Origin of the sequence: Pseudomonas sp. 28 E 9 (assembly GCF_900004785.1) — a bacterium.
In the GTDB taxonomy this organism is placed as follows: Bacteria; Pseudomonadota; Gammaproteobacteria; order Pseudomonadales; family Pseudomonadaceae; genus Aquipseudomonas; species Aquipseudomonas orientalis_A.
In genome coordinates, this window is the sequence record NZ_CVTK01000030.1 from 43649 (window position 1) to 62127 (window position 18479).

Here is an 18479-nt window from a genome sequence, read left to right on the forward strand (position 1 = left end):
GCCTCACAAAACCGCTTTCGGGTAAGAGCCCAGCACCTTGAGTGCCACGGCCTCCTGGCTGATTTTCTCCAGCACACCTTTGACCAGTGGGTCACGGTGATGCCCGATGAAGTCGATAAAGAACACGTAGGTCCATTTACCGCTGCGCGAAGGACGCGTCTCGATGCGCGTCAGGTCAATCCCGTTGTCGTGGAACGGCACCAGCAGCTCATGCAACGCGCCGGGCTTGTTGCTCATGGAGACGATGATGGAGGTCTTGTCGTCGCCGGTGGGCGGCACTTCCTGGCTGCCGATCATCAGGAAACGCGTGGAGTTGTCCGGACGGTCCTCGATTTTCTCGGCCAGGCGCGTGAGCCCGTACAGGCCCGCCGCCATATCGCCGGCAATCGCCGCCGAGTTCCACTCGCCCTTGACCCGCTTGGCCGCCTCGGCATTGCTGGAGACCGCCACGCGCTCGACGTTCGGGTAATGGGCGTCCAGCCACTTGCGGCACTGGGCCAGGGACTGGGCGTGGGAATAGATACGGCTGATGCTGTCGGTCTTGGTGCTCTCGCCCACCAGCAGATGGTGATGGATACGCAGTTCGACTTCGCCGCAGATCACCATGTCGTGTTCCAGGAAGCTGTCCAGCGTGTGGTTGACCGCGCCTTCGGTGGAGTTTTCCACCGGCACCACGCCAAAATTCACCGCACCGGCCGCCACTTCGCGGAACACTTCGTCGATCGCCGCCATTGGCTTGCTGATCACGGCATGGCCGAAATGCTTCATGGCCGCCGCTTGGGTGAAGGTGCCTTCCGGGCCGAGGTACGCCACTTTCAGCGGCTGCTCCAGCGCCAGGCACGAGGACATGATTTCACGGAACAACCGCGCCATCTCTTCGTTGCCCAGCGGCCCCTTGTTGCGCTCCATCACGCGCTTGAGCACCTGAGCCTCGCGCTCGGGCCGGTAGAACACCGGCACCTCGCCTTCCGCCAGGGACGCCATTTTCACCCGGGCCACTTCCTGGGCGCAGCGTGCGCGCTCGCTGATCAGCTCGAGGACTTTTTCGTCCAGGCTGTCGATGCGTACCCGCAGGGCCTTGAGTTCTTGCTCAGACATTAGCCGTGTTCCTTTTCGAACTCTGCCATGTAGGCAACCAGCGCGTTGATGGCGTGGATGTCGACGGCGTTGTAGATGGAGGCGCGCATGCCACCGACCGAACGGTGACCCTTGAGGTTCAGCAGGCCGCGCTCGTCGGCACCGGCCAGGAACGGCTTGTCCAGGCGGTCGTCAGCCAGGCGGAATGGCACGTTCATCCATGAGCGATTGGCGAGGTTGATCGGGTTGCTGTACAGGCCGCTGGCGTCGATGAAGTCGTACAGGGTGCGCTTCTTCACTTCGTTGAGCTTGCCCATGGCAGCCACGCCGCCCTGCTCCTTGAGCCATTCGAACACCAGGCCGGACAGGTACCAGGCGAATGCCGGCGGGGTGTTGTACATCGAGCCATTATCGGCCGCGACCTTGTAGTTGAGCATGGTCGGGCACACCGAGCGCGCGCGGCCGAGCAGGTCTTCGCGGATGATGTTGACCAGGATGCCGCTCGGGCCGATGTTTTTCTGCGCGCCGGCGTAGATCATGCCGTACCGGGACACGTCGATCGGACGCGAGAGGATGTCCGAGGACATGTCGCACACCAGCGGGACATCGCCCACTTGCGGCACCCAGTCGAATTGCAGGCCGCCGATGGTTTCATTGGCGACGTAGTGCACGTAGGCCGCATCCTTGGACAGCTTCCATTCGTTCTGACCAGGAATGGCGAAGTAGTCATAAGGCTTGGCGGTGCCTGCCACATTGACATGACCGTAGCGGGAGGCTTCTTCAATGGCCTTCTGACCCCAGATACCGGTGTCGATATAGTCGGCCGTGCCGCCTTCGGGCAGCAGGTTCAGCGGGATCTGGGCGAACTGCTGACTCGCGCCGCCCTGCAGGAACAGCACTTTGTAGTGGGAGGGGATGTCCAGCAAGTCGCGCAGATCCTGCTCGGCCTTGGTGGCGATGGACACGAACTCATCGCTGCGATGGCTCATTTCCATCACGGAGAGGCCTTTTCCATGCCAGTCGAGGAGTTCAGCCTGCGCGCGCTGCAGGACTGCTTCAGGAAGCGCCGCGGGACCGGCACAGAAGTTATAGGCTCTCTTGCTCACATCCAATCTCTCTGATCTGGTGGGACTGAAATCAAACACTGCAGGAGCGAGCTTGCTCGCGAAAAACCCGAGAGCGCAAGGCGTATCAGGCAGCCCGCGTCATCGTTGGCGATTTTCGCGAGCAAGCTCGCTCCTACAGGGGGCGGCGTTATATTTCAAAGGGGACAAACAACAAGGGGGCGAATCTTCATCCGCCCCCTGTGTGTCCGCTTATTCCTGCGGTTCTTCTTCGTCTGCGGCAGCATCGAGGGTTGGCTCGTCGACGTTGTCATCGCCGGCTGCAATCACCTCGCCATCGAATTCCTCACCTTCGAGTTCTTCGCCCTCAACTTCCGAAGGCTCCTGCACACGCTCGAGGCCGACCAGTTTTTCGTCCTTGGCCAGCTTGATCAGGGTCACGCCCTGGGTGTTACGGCCCAGGCTCGATACTTCCGCCACGCGGGTACGTACCAGGGTGCCCTGGTCGGAAATCAACATGATTTCCTCGCCGTCGAGTACCTGCACCGCGCCGACCAGACGGCCGTTGCGGTCGTTGCTGACCATGGCGATCACGCCCTGGCCGCCACGCTTGTACTCCGGGAACTCGCTGATGGCGGTGCGCTTGCCGTAGCCACGCTCGGAAGCGGTAAGGATCTGGCTGCCCTCTTCCGGAATCAACATGGAGATGAGCTTCTGCCCTTCCGGCAGGCGCATGCCGCGCACGCCGCGGGCGGTACGGCCCATGGCGCGAACGTCGGATTCCTTGAAGCGCGTGACCTTGCCGCCGTCGGAGAACAGCATGACTTCGCGCTCGCCATCGGTGATCGCGGCTGAGATCAGCACGTCGCCTTCATCCAGCTCCAGGGCGATCAGGCCCACGCTGCGTTGACGGCTGAAGGATTCCAGCGGAGTCTTCTTCACGGTGCCCATGGCGGTGGCCATGAAGATGAAGTGACCTTCGGTGTATTCCTCGACCGGCAGCATGGTGGTGATGTATTCATCACTGTCCAGCGGCAGCAGGTTGACCAGCGGGCGCCCACGGGCGGCACGGGAGGCTTCCGGGATTTCGTAGGTTTTCAGCCAGTACACCTTGCCCTTGCTGGAGAACAGCAGCAGCGTGGTGTGGCTGTTGGCGACCAGCAGGTGAGCGATGTAGTCCTCATCCTTGACGCCGGTAGCCGATTTACCTTTACCACCACGGCGCTGGGCCTGGTACGCCGCCAGCGGCTGGGTCTTGGCGTAGCCACCGTGGGAGATGGTCACCACACGCTCTTCTTCCGGGATCATGTCACCCAGGGTCAGGTCGAGGCGCGCATCGAGGATTTCGGTGCGGCGCACGTCGCCGTATTCGGCGCGGATCACTTCGAGTTCTTCGCGGATCACTTCCATCAGGCGCACGGCGCTGTTGAGGATGCGGATCAGCTCGCCGATCTGGTTGAGAATCTCCTGGTACTCGGCCAGCAGCTTCTCGTGCTCCAGCCCGGTCAGGCGGTGCAAACGCAGTTCCAGGATGGCCTGGGCCTGTTCCGGCGACAGGAAATACTTGCCGTCACGCAGGCCGTATTGCGGGTCCAGGGTCTCGGGCCGGCAGGAATCAGCGCCGGCGCGTTCAACCATGGCCACCACGGCGCTGGATTCCCACGGCATCTTGATCAGGGCTTCCTTGGCTTCCGACGGCGTCGGCGAAGCCTTGATCAGGGCGATTACCGGGTCGATGTTCGACAGCGCAACCGCCTGGCCTTCCAGGATGTGGCCGCGCTCGCGGGCCTTGCGCAGTTCGAACACGGTACGACGGGTGACCACTTCACGGCGGTGACGGACGAAGGCTTCCAGCAGATCCTTGAGGTTCAGGATGCGTGGGCGGCCATCGATCAGGGCAACCACGTTGATGCCAAACACGCTTTGCAGCTGGGTCTGGGCGTAGAGGTTGTTGAGGATCACCTCGGGCACTTCGCCACGACGCAGCTCGATGACTACGCGCATACCGTCCTTGTCGGACTCGTCGCGCAGTTCGGTGATGCCTTCGAGCTTCTTCTCTTTAACCAACTCGGCGATCTTCTCGATCAGACGCGCCTTGTTGAGCTGGTACGGCAGTTCGGTGATGACGATCTGCTGGCGGCCACCGACCTTGTCGATGTCTTCGATCATCGAGCGGGCGCGCATGTAGATGCGGCCGCGACCGGTGCGGTAGGCTTCGATGATGCCGGCGCGACCGTTGATGATCGCGGCGGTCGGGAAGTCCGGGCCGGGGATGTATTGCATCAGCTCATCGACGGTCAGCTCGGGGTTGTCGATGAGGGCCAGGCAACCGTCGATGACTTCACCGAGGTTGTGCGGCGGGATGTTGGTGGCCATGCCCACGGCGATACCGCTGGAACCGTTGACCAGCAGGTTGGGAATACGGGTGGGCATGACGGCCGGGATCATTTCGGTGCCGTCGTAGTTCGGCACCCAGTCCACGGTTTCCTTATGCAGATCGGCCAGCAGTTCGTGCGCCAGCTTGGTCATGCGCACTTCGGTGTATCGCATGGCCGCGGCGTTGTCGCCGTCGACCGAACCGAAGTTACCCTGGCCGTCTACCAGCAGGTAGCGCAGGGAAAACGGCTGGGCCATCCGAACGATGGTGTCGTACACCGCAGTGTCGCCGTGGGGGTGATACTTACCGATCACGTCACCGACAACACGGGCAGATTTCTTGTACGGCTTGTTCCAGTCGTTACCCAGCTCGCTCATCGCGAACAGCACACGCCGGTGCACGGGCTTCAAGCCGTCGCGCGCATCAGGCAGTGCCCGACCGACAATGACGCTCATCGCGTAGTCGAGGTAGGACTGTTTCAGCTCGTCTTCGATATTGACCGGGAGGATTTCTTTGGCCAGTTCGCCCATGAGAAGCCTGATTCCTTTTTCGGGTGAAACTTCGTTACATCCATTCGGGACGAACAAAGCTCGCCGCTGCCGGCACGGTGCCTGACAACGACTTACGACAAATCAACGAGTTATGACACGGATCTGCACGTTATGGACCACCCCTCGGGGCAGCCCTGGAAACCGCCGGATGTTATCACAATCGCCGCCACGCACCTATCCCCCTGATGCGCATGGAGGCTAGTAATTTGATGAATGACAGGCTTGAGGGGGACGAGAGAGGCTCAGAGGTGGGGTGGTGCTGTTTTTTGAGGCTGGATCCGGGACTTTTATTGACTTTTAGGGCCAATCGGGGGCAAGCCCCCGATAGCAATGGCACAGATACCACAGCCCTCAATGCAGCCGCTTACGACACATCAACCTGGCCAGCTTGGCAGTATCCGGCCGCTCCACCACACCTTTTTCGGTGACGATCACATCAATCAGATCCGCCGGCGTCACATCGAACGCCGGATTAAATGCCTGCGCCTCCAACCGCTGGCCATTCACCTCCAGCAACTCACCGACATCACGCTCTTCCAGGGTCACATCATCGCCGGTAGCCATCATCAGATCGACGGTCGAGCTCGGCGCCACCACCATGAAGCGTACGCCATGGTGCATGGCGCAAACGGCCAGTTGATAGGTACCGATCGTGCCGATCACATCGCCATTGGCCGCGATGCAGTCCGCGCCGACCACCACCCAGGTGACGCCTTTGGTCTTGAGGATATGCGCCCCGGCGGCGTCGGCGTTTACCGTGACCGGAACACCGGCGCCGGCCAACTCCCAGGCGGTCAATCGCGAGCCTTGCAGCCACGGCCGGGTTTCATTGGCATAAACCTGCTCGACCAGGCCTTCCAGGAATGCCGCGCGGATCACCCCGAGGGCCGTGCCGACACCGCCGGAGGCCAGGGCGCCGGCGTTGCCATGGGTCAGGATCGCCTGGGCGTTGCCCTGATGCTTGCGAATGCGCTCGAGGCCCAATTGGGCCATGACCACATTGGCTTCGCGATCGCTCTCATGAATCGCAATGGCTTCGGCTTCCAGCACCGCCAACGGGTCGGCGTGTTGCTTGAGGCGGTCAAGGCGCTCGCGCATGCACTTCAACGCCCAGAACAGGTTGGATGCGGTGGGGCGGGTATCGGCCAGCAATGCGTAGTCTTCTTCCCATGCCGCCTGCCAGTCATCGCCTTCGGCAATGCGTTGGCGCGCAGCCAGGACCAGGCCGTAGGCCGCACTGATACCGATGGCCGACGCGCCGCGCACCACCCTCGCGCGAATGGCGGCGGCCACCTCGTCGACGGTCGAGCACGTCACCCAGCTTTCCCGGGCCGGCAATGCACGCTGATCGAGCAGGTGCAGCACGCCATCACGCCACTCGATGGCCTTCACCTTCTCCGCCGCCAACAGTCGGTCGCGCATCCCTTAACCCCGTACTCATGAACAAAAGCCGCCGATTATAGCGATCCGCCCGCCGGGACGCTCGGGTATACTTCGCCCTTCTTTTATAGCTGCCCAGGAAGAAGCCTGCGATGACGCCCACTGCCGCCCCGCTCGACTTATTACTGCTGCCGACCTGGCTGGTACCCGTCGAACCCGCCGGCGTAGTGCTCAAGGAGCATGGCCTGGGTATCCGCGACGGTTGCATCGTGTTTATCGGGCCGCGGGCGGCGGCATTGAAGCTTGAGGCGAGCGAAGTGCGCGAACTGCCGGGCATGCTGCTCAGCCCCGGCCTGATCAACGCCCACGGGCATGCGGCGATGAGCCTGTTTCGCGGCCTGGCCGATGACCTGCCATTGATGACCTGGCTGGAAAAACACATCTGGCCTGCCGAGGCCAAGTGGGTCGATGAAGCCTTCGTGCGCGATGGCACCGATCTGGCCATCGCCGAGCAGCTCAAGGGCGGCATCACCTGCTTCTCCGATATGTATTTCTACCCCAAGGTCGCCAGCGATTGCGTGCACAACAGCGGCATGCGCGCGCAGATCGCCATTCCGATCCTGGACTTCCCGATCCCGGGCGCCAGCAACGCCGATGAGGCGATTCGCCAAGGCATCGAGCTGTTCGGCGACCTCAAGCATCATCCACGCATCAAGATCACGTTCGGCCCCCATGCGCCCTATACCGTCAACGATGACAACCTGGAAAAGATCCGGATCATCGCCGAGGAACTGGACGCCGCGATCCATATGCACGTGCACGAAACCGCCTTCGAGGTGCAGCAGGCCGTGGAACAGACGGGCGAGCGGCCACTGGCCCGCCTCGGTCGCCTTGGCCTGCTGGGCCCGCGCTTCCAGGCCGTTCACATGACCCAAATCAGCGAGGATGACCTGGCTTTGCTGGTAGAAAGCAACACCAGCGTGATCCATTGCCCGGAATCGAATCTGAAACTGGCCAGCGGCTTCTGTCCGGTTGAACGCCTGTGGCAGGCTGGCGTCAATGTGGCTATAGGCACTGACGGCGCCGCCAGCAACAACGACCTCGACCTGTTGGGCGAAACCCGCACCGCCGCGATGCTGGCCAAGGCCGTCGCCGGTTCGGCCACTGCGCTGGACGCCCATCGCGCGCTGCGCATGGCCACCCTCAATGGCGCGCGGGCGATGGGCCTGGACAGCCAGATCGGCTCGCTGGAAGTCGGCAAGGCTGCGGATATCGTCGCCTTCGACCTTTCGGGGCTGGCGCAACAACCGATCTACGATCCGGTCTCACAGCTTATCTACGCCACCGGACGTGACTGCGTGAAACACCTTTGGGTCGCCGGCAAGCAGTTGCTCGACGACCGACGATTGACCCGCATGGATGAAGCACAGTTGACCGCCACGGCCATTGCCTGGGGCCAACGCATCAGCGGGCACAGCGAATAAACCGATTTATCAGATTCAGAGGATTCACCATGAGCAACGTCGACCACGCCGAAATCGCCAAATTCGAAGCCCTGGCCCACCGCTGGTGGGACCGTGAGAGCGAGTTCAAGCCGCTGCATGACATCAACCCACTGCGGGTCAACTGGATTGACGAACGCGTCAACCTGGCCGGCAAAAAGGTGCTGGACGTCGGTTGCGGCGGTGGCATCCTCAGTGAAGCCATGGCCCAGCGCGGCGCCACCGTCATGGGCATCGACATGGGCGAGGCACCGCTGGCCGTGGCCCAGCTGCACCAGCTGGAATCCGGCGTAAGCGTGGAATACCGCCAGATCACCGCCGAAGCCCTGGCCGAGGAAATGCCCGAACAGTTCGACGTGGTCACCTGCCTTGAAATGCTCGAACACGTGCCGGACCCGTCTTCGGTGATCCGCGCCTGTTTCCGCATGGTCAAGCCCGGCGGCCAGGTGTTCTTCTCCACCATCAACCGCAACCCCAAGGCTTATCTGTTCGCGATCATCGGCGCCGAATACATCATGAAGCTGCTGCCGCGCGGCACCCATGACTTCAAGAAATTCATCCGCCCCTCCGAGCTGGGCGCGTGGAGCCGCCAGGCCGGGCTGACCGTCAAGGACATCATCGGCCTGACCTACAACCCGCTGACCAAGCACTACAAGCTGGCCAACGACGTTGACGTCAACTACATGATCCAGACCCTGCGCGAGGAGTAAGCCTGTGAAGTTGCGAGCGGTTCTCTTCGACATGGACGGTACCCTGCTGGACACCGCGCCGGACTTTATCGCCATCTGCCAGGCCATGCGCGCCGACCGTGGCCTGCCGCCGGTCAACGACCAGCACATCCGCGATGAAATCTCCGGTGGCGCGAAGGCGATGGTCGCCGTGACTTTCTCGATGGACCCGGAGTCGCCAGGTTTCGAAGCGCTGCGCCAGGAATTCCTCGAGCGATACCTCAAGGACTGCGCGGTGCACAGCAAATTGTTCGACGGTATGGCCGAGCTGCTGGAAGACATCGAGAAGGCCAAGCTGGTCTGGGGCGTGGTCACCAACAAGCCGCTGCGCTTTGCCGAGCCGATCATGCAGCAACTGGGCCTGGCCGAACGCTCGGCCGTGCTGATCTGTCCGGACCACGTAAAGAACAGCAAGCCGGACCCGGAGCCGATGATCCTGGCGTGCAAGATGCTCGACCTCGACCCGGCCAGCGTGTTGTTCGTGGGCGACGATTTGCGTGATATCGAATCCGGTCGCGATGCCGGCACCCGTACGGCGGCAGTTACCTACGGTTATATCCATCCGGACGACAACCCGCGTCACTGGGGGGCGGATGTGGTGGTGGACCACCCATTGGAGCTGCGCAAGGTGCTGGATAGCGCGGTGTGCAGTTGCTGATTTAACTGATCGATGAAGATCCAATGTGGGAGGGGGCTTGCCCCCTCCCACATTGGATCTTCGGCGTTTTCGAATGTGAGGTTATGTATGTTTGATTATTCTGCCCCTCCAGAACTGCTCAAAGGCCGGGTGATCCTGGTCACCGGTGCCGGCCGCGGGATCGGCGCGGCTGCGGCGAAAACCTACGCCGCCCACGGTGCCACCGTGTTGCTGCTGGGCAAGACCGAGGCCAACCTGGCCCAGGTGTATGACGAAATCGAAGCCGCCGGCCAGCCGCAACCGGTGGTGATCCCGTTCAACCTGGAGACCGCCCTGCCCCATCAATACGATGAGCTGGCAGCGATGATCGAAAAGGCATTCGGCCGCCTCGACGGCCTGCTGCACAACGCCTCGATCATCGGACCGCGCACGCCCATCGAACAGTTGTCCGGCGAGCACTTCATGCGGGTGATGCACGTCAACGTCAACGCGATGTTCATGCTGACCAGCACCCTGCTGCCGCTGCTCAAGCTGTCCACGGATGCGTCGGTGGTGTTCACTTCCAGCAGCGTCGGGCGCAAGGGCCGCGCGTATTGGGGCGCTTACGGTGTGTCGAAGTTTGCCACTGAAGGCTTGATGCAGACCCTGGCCGACGAGCTGGAAGACGTCGCCGCCGTGCGCGCCAACAGCATCAACCCGGGCGGTACGCGCACCAGCATGCGAGCCCAGGCCTACCCTGGGGAAAACCCGATGGAACGGCCGGCGCCGGAAGAAATCATGCCGGTGTACCTGTACCTGATGGGGCCGGACAGTGCAGGGATCAATGGGCAGGCGTTCGACGCCCAGTAATCCCTGACACAACCTGAAGCAAAATGTGGGAGGGGGCTTGCCCCCGATTGCGGTGGATCAGCCCATGAATCTGTTGGCTGAGACACCGCTATCGGGGGCAAGCCCCCTCCCACATTGGTATTGCAGCGCTCGTCAGTTTTTCACCACTTCCTCAAGCGTGAAGCGGCCCAGCGGGTTCTGCAGGAAGTTGCTCACATTCTTGCGTGAGATATTGATGTACGGGCTGTAGTACAGATCGATCCAGTTCACGTCCTGTTTCGCCAGTTTCTGCAACTCCACGTACATCTGTTCACGCTTGGCCGGGTCGGCCTCGATGCGCGCCTGCGCCACCAGGGCCTTGACCTTGTCGTTCTGGTAACGGGTCATGTAGTTCTGGTTGGTGTCATGGCCCAGCACGAAAGTGGTCTTCTGGTCCGGGTCGAGGATGTCGTTGGTCCAGTACATCACCGAAATATCGTACTCACCGTCCACCAGCATCTGCCAGCTCTGGGTCGGGTCGACCTTTTGCAGGTTGGCGGTGACGCCGACCTTGGCCAGTTGATCCTTGATGATCACCGCAATCTGCTCGTCCGCTTCGTTGCCGGCGTTGACCACGTAGTTGAGCTTCAGGTCCTTGGCGCCTGCATCGGCCAGCAGCTTTTTCGCCGCAGTCGGGTCATACGGGCGTTGCAGGTTATTGGCGTAGTGATAGAGCGAGCCTTTCGGGATGTAGGAATAGGCCACGGTGCCTTGTCCGTAAGTGGCGGTCTTCACCAGCGATTGTTTATCGATGGCCATGTCCAGCGCTTCACGCACTTCTGGCTTGGCCAGCAGGCCATGAGCGTGGTTGATCAGCAGGTGATCTTCGCGGGTGGACGGGTCGGCATGGATCACCACGTTCGGGTCTTTCTTCAGCTCTTCAACGCGGGAGAAGGGTACGAAGATCGCCGTGTCCAGCTCGTTGTTCTGCACCATGCGCATGCGTGTGTTGTCGTCCGTGACCGACACCCACTCCACCCCGTCCAGGCTGACGTTGCCGGCCTGCCAGAAGTTCGGGTTCTTCTTCAGGATCACGCGGTCGCCCTTGCGCCATTCGTCCACGGTGAAGGCGCCGGAGGTCACCGGGTTTTCCGAGTAGGCGTCTTCGCCCATTGTCGTCATGGCTTTTTCCGACAGGATCGACACCGTTGGCGACGCCAATTGCGAGAGAAACGCCACCGCCGGCGTTTTCAGGGTCACCACCAGGGTTTTCCCATCGCGGGCCTTGGCGGTGTCGATCAGGCTGAACGGGTCGCTCCACAGCGACGCCTTGTTATCGCGGATGCGCAACAGGCTGAACGCTGCGTCGCTGGCGGTGATCGGCGAGCCGTCGGAGAACTTGGCGTCGCGCAGTGTGAAGGTGTAGGTCAGGCCGTCCTTGGAAATCTCCCAGCTTTGCGCCAGGCCCGGTTCCATTTTGGTGCCCAAGTTGTCCACTCGCACCAGGGTGTCGTAGACGTTGGCAAATACCCAGGTATCGCGGTTCTGCGCGCTTTTGATCGGGTCAAAGGTGGTGCTGTCTTCACGGCAACCGATGGTCAGTACGCCAGCAGCCTGGGCCAGGCCGGCAGTGAGGGACCAGGCGGTCAGCGTGGCGGCGGCGAGTAATTTCAAATGGCGCGATTGCATGTCATAACTCCTTGTTCATGATGGGCAGGAAGGGGCAAAGGGTGTTCAAGCACGCAACTGTACCGATGCTCATGCACTGAATGGGTGGGCGGCAACACCACGGAACACATGGCCTGGGCATAGCGGCAACGCGGGTGAAACGCGCAGCCTGTGGGCAAATTCAGCGGGCTGGGTGGCTCGCCGGGCAATGGCTGCGCAGGCAACGGACGATGGGGGTCAATCTGCGGAATCGCCTCGATCAACGCCGCCGTATAGGGATGGCGCGGCGCAGTGAACACCGCTTCCACCGGCCCCTCCTCGACGATCTTGCCCAGGTACATCACCGCCACGCGGTCGCACAGGCGCCGCACGATGGCCAGGTCATGGGCGATAAACAGGATCGCCAGGTTCATGCGCTGTTGCAGTTCCAGCAGCAGATTGATGATCTGGCCCTGGATCGACACATCCAGCGCCGCCACGCATTCGTCGGCGACGATCAAGCGTGGTTCCACCGCCAGCGCCCGGGCGATCCCCACGCGCTGGCACTGGCCGCCACTGAGGGAGCCGGGTTTGCGCGAGGCCAGTTCAGGGCGCAGGCCAACCAGCTCGAGCAGTTCATCGACACGGGCGCGGATGTTTTGCGGCGCGACCTTGCGCTGCACCCGCAACACTTCGGCGAGGGTTTCACCGATGCTGTGACGCGGGTTCAGGGCGGCGTAGGGGTCCTGGAAGATCATCGCGGTTTCCCGGCGCAAGCGCGCAATATCGATAGCGCTGCCCCGGGCCATGTCGACACCGTCGAACAGCACCTGCCCGGCGCTGATCGGGTTGAGGTGCAAAATTGCCCGGCCCAACGTGCTTTTACCGCTGCCGGACTCGCCCACCAGCCCGAGGGTCTCACCGGCAGCCAGATTCAGCGACACCCCGTTCACCGCCCTCACCCACTGCTTGCTCAACCCGAACAGGCCACTGCCGGATGCGGCAAAGCGGACCTCCAGGTCCTTGATCTGCAACAGGCTCATGGGCGCCCTCCGAGGGGATAGTGACAGGCAACTCGCGCGCCTTCCGGCAACAGTTCGGTACACAGGGCGCCGACCTGCGGGCAGCGCGGGTTGAAGCGGCAACCGCCCGGCAATGCGTCGAGCAGCGGCGGCTGGCCAGGGATGGTGCGCAACAACGCATGGCCGCTGCTGTGGGCCGGCTGGCAATCGATCAGGCCGGCGGTGTACGGATGCCGTGGCTGAGCCAACAGTTCGTATTTGCTGCCGTGTTCGCACAGGCGCCCGGCGTACATCACCGCGATGGAGTCGCAGCTTTGCGCGACCACGCCGAGGTCGTGGGTGATCATGATGATCGACAGGCCACGCCTGTCGCGAAGGTCGAGCAACAACCGCAGGATTTGCGCCTGCACCGTCACATCCAGGGCCGTGGTGGGTTCGTCGGCGATCAGCACCTTCGGGTTGCACCCCAGGGCTACGGCAATCATCGCGCGCTGGCGCATGCCGCCGGAAAACTCATGGGGATAGTTGTCGACACGGGCCTGCGGGTCGGGAATGCCCACTTGGCGCAGCACGTCGATGGCCTGCCGGCGCGCGTCTTTCTTCGAGGCGCCTTGATGCAGGCGGATGCCTTCGGCGATCTGCTCGCCGATACGCATCAACGGGTCCAGATGGCTGCTGGGGTTCTGGAAGATCATGCCCAACTGCCCGCCACGGACGGCGCGCATGCCGGCTTCATCCAGGCGCAGCAGGTCCTGGCCGGCCAGGTGCACCGTGCCGCCCTGCACGCGCAGGTTGGGCGATGGCAGCAGGCGCATCAGGCCGCGACAGGCCAGGGTCTTGCCCGAACCGCTTTCACCGACCAACCCGAGGATTTCACCCTCGGCGAGGTCAAAGGACACGCGGTCGACCAGGGTCAGCGCATGCCCGGCGTTATCGGCGATCACGCTGAGGTCGCGCACTTGCAGCAGGCTCATGAACGATCCCCCAGGACTTGCGCCACACCATCGGCCAGCAGGCTGAAGCCCATGGCCAGGGTGACGATGGCCACGCCCGGGAAGGTGCAGATCCACCAGGCGGTGGTGATAAAGGCCTGGCCCTCGGCGACCATCGTGCCCCATTCGGCGGTCGGTGGCTGCACGCCCAGGCCCAGGTAGCTCACCGCAGCGCCGTTGAGCAGCACCAGCACCGCGTCGGACATGGAAAACACGATCGAGCCAAACATGGCATTGGGCAGCAAATGCCGGAACAGAATGCGCCCATGACCAAACCCCAGGCTCCTGGCGGCCAGGGCAAAGTCGCTCTCCTTGAGTACCAGGATCTGCGAGCGGATCAACCGCGCATACGAGACCCAGCCCACCAGCGCCATGGCGATGTAAAAGCTCTGCAGTCCAGGCCCGAGAATGGCCATGATCGCCAGCATCAACACCAGAAACGGGAACGCCAGCACCACATCGATCACGCGCATGCACACGCTGTCCAGGCGCCCGCCGATATAACCGGAGATCGCACCGATGAAGGTGCCGATCATGAACGGAAAGATCACCCCGACAATCGCCAGTTGCAAGTCGATGCGCGCGCCCCAGATCACCCGCGACAGCACGTCGCGGCCGTAGTTATCGGTGCCGAACAGGTGCGCAGCACCGGGCGCCAGCAGGCTCATATCGGTGTTCTGCACAATCGGGTCGTAGGGCGCGATCCACGGCGCGAACAGCGCCAGGGTCAGCCATGCGAGCAGTATCAACAGGCCCCACGCGGCGGTCAGCCGGCCGTTGCGAAAACCCAGGCGCAGGCGCAAACGCCAGGGCGCTGTCAATGGGCGGCTGTTCATTGCATTTTCACCCGTGGGTCAAGGGCCACCGTGACCACGTCGGCGATGAAGTTGACCACCACCGTCGCACAGGCCAGCACCATTGCCACGCCCTGTACCACCATGTAGTCGCGGGTAAAAATACCGCGCACCAGCAACTGGCCGATGCCGGGAATGGCGAACAGGCTTTCGATGACCACCGTGCCGCTGATCAGCCAGCCGATGTTCACAGCCAGCAGGTTGACGGCCGGCACCAGGGAGTTGGGCACGACATGGCGGCGGAACACGGCGGCTTCCGACAGCCCCCGCGCCCGCGCTGCGGTGACATGATCGGCCTGCAGTTCCACCAACATGCTCGCGCGCAAATTGCGCACCAGCACTGCCGACAGCGCCAGGGCAATGGTCAGACACGGCAGGACCATATGATGGGCCTTGTCCAGCCAGGTGCGACCGTAACCGGACACCGGAAACAAGCCCCACTGCACACTCAGCAACAGGATCAGCATCAGGCCCAGCCAGAACGCCGGCATGCCCAGGCCGACCGTGGTGAATACGCGAATCAGGTTGTCTGGCCAGCCGCCTTTATTGCGCGCCGCCACTGTCGCCAGCGGTACCGCGATCAACAGCGCCAGCAGCACACTGCCGAGCACCAGCACCAGCGTCGGTTCAATACGCGTGACGATCAGCTTCAGGGCGTCGACCTTGTACAGCAGCGATTGGCCGAGATCGCCCTTGAGCAGGTTCTTCAGGAAGTAGAAATATTGCAGCCACAACGGTTCATCGAGGCCGTACTGGGCGCGGATTTTCAGCAACGCGTCGGGCGTGCTGCGCGAACCCAGCAGCGCGCGCGCCGGATCGCCCGGAATCGAACGCACCAGCACAAAGGTGATCAGACTGATGCCCAATAGCACCGGCAACAATTGCAGGGGCCGGGACAGTACAAAGCGGTAACGCGCGAGGTTCATTCGTCAGCCTCGGTGGCGGGCGAGAAAGTTCAGCAGCACCGGAAAATACGCCTCGGGTTCTTCGTAGAACGGCATATGGCTGCTGTTGGGAAATACGTGCAGTTCGGCGTGCCGGGCCGCCATTTTCATGCGCAGGGCACAGGCCGGCGTGAGTTCGTCGTGCTGGCCGGTGGTGATCAATATCGGCATCTTGAACGTGGCCATTTCAGGAATGCGGTTCCAGTCCTTGAGGTTGCCGATATAAAGGAATTCGTTGGGCCCCTGCATGGTTTCGTAAGGCCCCATGTTCCAGTCGCCGAGGGAGCGTTTGACCGGCTCCGGCCATTCGTCCAGGCGGCACACGTGGCGATAGTTGAGCAAGGTGATGGCGGCTTGATACTGCGGGTGATCGAGCGTGCCCATGGCTTCATGGCGCTGCATCATGGCCACGGTTTCGCTGCCAAGGGCGCCGCGCAGGCGTTCAAGTTCCCGTGACAGGTGGGGAATATCGCCGACCGTGTTTTCGAGAATCAGGCTTTTCAGCGCATCGGGGTAATGAATGGCGTACTCGATACCCAGCCAACCGCCCCAGGAATGTCCGAGCAGATGCACTGGGCCCAGGCCCAGTGCCTGGCGCACGGTCTCGACTTCTTCGACATAACGGCGGATTTCCCACAGGGAAACGTCGGTCGGTCTGGCTGATGCGCCCGTGCCAAGCTGGTCGAATGCAACCACTCGCAGGTTATGGTCTTTGAGCCAGCCATGGGCGTCGCGCAAATAGTCACACGGCAGGCCCGGCCCGCCGTTGAGGCACAGCAGCACCTCATCGCCTTCGCCAAAGCTGTAGACCACGAGATTATGGCCGTCGACTTGCACGTTGTACTGCTGGTCGGGGGCAATTTCACGCCACATGCATACATTCCTTGTGTTGTATCGGCCTGGCAGGTAGTGGCCGTTTGTACGTCAACACTACCGAGGATGCCGCGCGTCCATAACCTAGCGTTTCTTATAGGTTTGGCCTGGCAGTCCTTCGCCGGGGCGTGGCATTCTACTTGCAGCAAGTCGAGATTCAAATGAATTCGGGAGCAGAACGGATGCTGGCCAGGCTAACTGCCTTCAATAATCGCCTGATGCCGGGCAGGAGCCTGGACGAGCAGATAGACAATACGTTTATCCTCGCCCAACAGCTGGGTTTCGATGCGCTGGTGTACGACTACACGCCGGTGCCCATCGACCTCAACGGGGTGCTGATCACGCCCTCGGTGCTGCAACTGCGCAACACGCCGACCGACTGGCACGCCTTGTGGTGCAGCGAAGGGTTCTACCAGATTGATCCGGTGCAACACCTGGCCTTGCGCAGCGTATCGCCGTTTGTCTGGTCGTATGAGGCAAAAGCCGAGACTGCACTGCAAACGATCATCGACCCCTGCCATGCACCCGTTTGTTCCTACCTGCACGAACAACAGTTGACCTGCCGCGTCAGCGTGCCGATCCACCTGCCCCGTGGTGGCTTCGCCTCATTGACCGGGCTGCGCACCGGTAAGGCGAGTGCGGTATTGAAAGATGCGCAGCAGACCTTGTCGGACTTCAGCGTGATCGGCCACGCGTTACAGGAAGCGGCTTATCCTTTGTTCAACAAAGCAGTGCGCACCTACCCGCATATCCATCTGACCAAACGCGAGCGCGAGTGCCTGAAATGGGCCGCCGAAGGCTTGACTGCGGCCGAGATCGCCACGCAATTGACCCGTTCGCTGGCGGTGGTGACCCTGCACCTGGCGTCTGCCATGCACAAGTTGGGCGCCAAGAACCGCGTGCAGGCGGTGGTGCGCGCCACGCACTACCGGTTGCTGGACGATTGATCGTTATCTAAAACCTAGCTGTTTTGCTAGTTACCTAAACGTCGCGTGCAGACTATCGTAGCCATGATCCTTTTTTCAGAGCAGGGTACGAAATGGAATTCATCGACAAAGTCCGCGAAGGCTACGCCCCCTTCGGCGCCTATCAGACGTGGTATCGCATCACGGGCGAGCTGTCTACCGGCCGCACACCACTGGTGATCATCCATGGCGGCCCCGGCTGCACCCACGATTACGTCGACGCGTTCAAGGATGTCGCCGCCAGCGGCCACGCGGTGATTCACTACGACCAGTTGGGCAATGGTCGCTCGACGCACTTGCCGGAAAAACCGGCTTCGTTCTGGACCGTCGAGCTATTCCTCGACGAATTGAACAACCTGCTCGACCACCTGCACATAAGCGACAACTACGCGATCCTCGGGCAATCCTGGGGCGGCATGCTCGGCAGCGAACATGCGATTCTGCAGCCCAAGGGCCTGCGCGCCTTTATCCCGGCCAACTCACCGACGTGCATGCGCACCTGGGTCAGCGAAGCCAATCGACTGCGCAAGCTGTTGCCCGAAGGTGTGCATGAAACCCTGCTCAAGCATGAAGCCGCCGGTACCTACCAGGACCCGGAATACCAGGCCGCCTCGCGGGTTTTCTACGACCAGCACGTGTGCCGGGTCAACCCGTGGCCGGAAGAAGTCGCGCGCACCTTCGCCCAGGTCGATGCCGACCCGACGGTGTATCACGCCATGAGCGGCCCGACGGAGTTCCATGTGATCGGCAGCTTGAAGGACTGGAACGTGATTGGTCGCCTGTCGGCCATCCAGGTGCCGACACTGGTGATCTCCGGCCGTCATGACGAAGCCACGCCGTTAGTGGTCAAGCCGTTCCTGGATGAAATCCCGGACGTGCGCTGGGCGCTGTTCGAAGATTCCAGCCACATGCCCCATGTGGAGGAACGCCAGGCGTGCATGGGGACCGTGGTGAAGTTTCTGGATGAGGTGTGTTCAATGCCGCACAAAGCCCTCAAGGCTGGCTAATTCCAATGTGGGAGGGGGCTTGCCTTAAGGCTTTTTGTAGGAGCGAGGGGGG

Annotated in this window: 16 protein-coding genes; 6 read left to right on the forward strand and 10 right to left on the reverse strand. The window is 62.0% G+C overall.

What is annotated here, in order from left to right:
* Window positions 1-3: 3 nt before the first annotated feature.
* The 4 genes from pheA to mtnA form a co-directional block, all read right to left on the reverse strand.
* Window positions 4-1098, reverse strand: coding sequence for a prephenate dehydratase (pheA, locus tag BFQ00_RS06675; RefSeq protein WP_053132458.1), 1095 nt, complete (start codon window positions 1096-1098; stop codon window positions 4-6).
* A complete protein-coding gene (gene serC / locus BFQ00_RS06680; protein ID WP_065886409.1) occupies window positions 1098-2183 on the reverse strand; it encodes a 3-phosphoserine/phosphohydroxythreonine transaminase in 1086 nt (361 codons plus the stop codon). Before serC ends, pheA begins: the two co-directional genes overlap by 1 nt.
* A 210-nt stretch (window positions 2184-2393) precedes the next feature.
* Complete coding sequence (gene gyrA / locus BFQ00_RS06685) at window positions 2394-5048, reverse strand: DNA gyrase subunit A (protein ID WP_065933005.1); 2655 nt, start codon at window positions 5046-5048, stop codon at window positions 2394-2396.
* 372 nt (window positions 5049-5420) lie between these two features.
* The gene (gene mtnA, locus BFQ00_RS06690; protein ID WP_065933006.1) at window positions 5421-6491 is read right to left on the reverse strand and encodes an S-methyl-5-thioribose-1-phosphate isomerase; all 1071 of its coding nucleotides are present in this window, start codon (window positions 6489-6491) and stop codon (window positions 5421-5423) included.
* A gap of 110 nt (window positions 6492-6601) precedes the next feature.
* On the opposite strand from mtnA, the gene BFQ00_RS06695 reads away from it, so the two are divergent.
* The 4 genes from BFQ00_RS06695 (at window position 6602) to BFQ00_RS06710 (ending at window position 10165) form a co-directional block, all read left to right on the forward strand.
* Window positions 6602-7933 carry a TRZ/ATZ family hydrolase gene (locus BFQ00_RS06695; RefSeq protein ID WP_065933007.1) on the forward strand — a complete coding sequence of 444 codons (1332 nt, stop codon included), beginning with the start codon at window positions 6602-6604 and terminating at the stop codon, window positions 7931-7933.
* Window positions 7934-7962: 29 nt separating this feature from the next.
* Window positions 7963-8661: a bifunctional 2-polyprenyl-6-hydroxyphenol methylase/3-demethylubiquinol 3-O-methyltransferase UbiG gene (ubiG, locus tag BFQ00_RS06700; RefSeq protein WP_003189760.1), complete on the forward strand. Its 699-nt coding sequence runs from the start codon at window positions 7963-7965 to the stop codon at window positions 8659-8661.
* Window positions 8662-8665: 4 nt separating this feature from the next.
* Window positions 8666-9337 carry an N-acetylmuramic acid 6-phosphate phosphatase MupP gene (mupP, locus tag BFQ00_RS06705; protein WP_065886405.1) on the forward strand — a complete coding sequence of 224 codons (672 nt, stop codon included), beginning with the start codon at window positions 8666-8668 and terminating at the stop codon, window positions 9335-9337.
* Between the two features lie 87 nt (window positions 9338-9424).
* Window positions 9425-10165, forward strand: a complete 741-nt coding sequence (locus BFQ00_RS06710; protein WP_065886404.1) for a YciK family oxidoreductase — start codon at window positions 9425-9427, stop codon at window positions 10163-10165.
* A gap of 132 nt (window positions 10166-10297) precedes the next feature.
* On the opposite strand, the gene BFQ00_RS06715 is transcribed toward BFQ00_RS06710, so the two are convergent.
* The 6 genes from BFQ00_RS06715 to BFQ00_RS06740 are packed head-to-tail and all read right to left on the reverse strand — an operon-like array spanning window position 10298 to window position 16455.
* Complete coding sequence (locus BFQ00_RS06715) at window positions 10298-11812, reverse strand: ABC transporter substrate-binding protein (RefSeq protein ID WP_065886403.1); 1515 nt, start codon at window positions 11810-11812, stop codon at window positions 10298-10300.
* A complete protein-coding gene (locus tag BFQ00_RS06720; RefSeq protein ID WP_065886402.1) occupies window positions 11794-12813 on the reverse strand; it encodes an ABC transporter ATP-binding protein in 1020 nt (339 codons plus the stop codon). The genes BFQ00_RS06715 and BFQ00_RS06720 overlap by 19 nt, the downstream gene beginning before the upstream one ends.
* A complete protein-coding gene (locus tag BFQ00_RS06725) occupies window positions 12810-13766 on the reverse strand; it encodes an ABC transporter ATP-binding protein (RefSeq protein ID WP_065886401.1) in 957 nt (318 codons plus the stop codon). The genes BFQ00_RS06720 and BFQ00_RS06725 overlap by 4 nt, the downstream gene beginning before the upstream one ends.
* Window positions 13763-14620 (reverse strand): ABC transporter permease, encoded by an 858-nt coding sequence (locus BFQ00_RS06730; RefSeq protein ID WP_065933008.1) that lies wholly within the window; start codon window positions 14618-14620, stop codon window positions 13763-13765. The genes BFQ00_RS06725 and BFQ00_RS06730 overlap by 4 nt, the downstream gene beginning before the upstream one ends.
* Window positions 14617-15564, reverse strand: a complete 948-nt coding sequence (locus tag BFQ00_RS06735; protein ID WP_065886399.1) for an ABC transporter permease — start codon at window positions 15562-15564, stop codon at window positions 14617-14619. The genes BFQ00_RS06730 and BFQ00_RS06735 overlap by 4 nt, the downstream gene beginning before the upstream one ends.
* 3 nt (window positions 15565-15567) lie before the next feature.
* Window positions 15568-16455: a proline iminopeptidase-family hydrolase gene (locus BFQ00_RS06740; RefSeq protein ID WP_065933009.1), complete on the reverse strand. Its 888-nt coding sequence runs from the start codon at window positions 16453-16455 to the stop codon at window positions 15568-15570.
* 182 nt (window positions 16456-16637) lie between these two features.
* On the opposite strand from BFQ00_RS06740, the gene BFQ00_RS06745 reads away from it, so the two are divergent.
* Window positions 16638-17402 carry a LuxR family transcriptional regulator gene (locus BFQ00_RS06745; RefSeq protein WP_065933010.1) on the forward strand — a complete coding sequence of 255 codons (765 nt, stop codon included), beginning with the start codon at window positions 16638-16640 and terminating at the stop codon, window positions 17400-17402.
* A gap of 92 nt (window positions 17403-17494) precedes the next feature.
* Window positions 17495-18427, forward strand: coding sequence for a proline iminopeptidase-family hydrolase (locus BFQ00_RS06750; protein WP_065933011.1), 933 nt, complete (start codon window positions 17495-17497; stop codon window positions 18425-18427).
* The last annotated feature ends 52 nt before the right edge of the window (window positions 18428-18479 follow it).